Annotated in this window: 1 protein-coding gene; it reads right to left on the reverse strand. The window is 73.3% G+C overall.

What is annotated here, in order from left to right; all coding sequences use genetic code 11:
- Nucleotides 1-258: tetratricopeptide repeat protein (locus SB816_RS33080; protein WP_410548388.1), on the reverse strand; the 258-nt coding region annotated here is incomplete at both ends.

A 258-nucleotide genomic window follows, 5' to 3' on the forward strand; every position in this document is an offset into this window, starting at 1 on the left:
GTCGAGCACGCGCGCGTAGGCGTGCAGCGCGTCGTCGTGCCGGCGCAGCGCGCGCAACGCGTGGCCGCGATGGAAGTGCGCGAGCTTGTCGAGCGGCGCGAGCGCGATCGCGCGTGAGAGGTCGTCGAGCGCATCGTCGTAACGATGCGTTTCGAGCCGCACGCGTGCCCGCGTGAACCACGCCGGCGGGCACTGCGGGTCGAGCTCGAGCGCGCTCTCGCACAGCGCGTGCGCGTCGGCGTGGCGATCGACGCGCAT

The sequence above is a fragment of the Achromobacter sp. SIMBA_011 genome, from assembly GCF_046535435.1.
Taxonomy (GTDB): Bacteria; Pseudomonadota; Gammaproteobacteria; order Burkholderiales; family Burkholderiaceae_B; genus Achromobacter; species Achromobacter dolens.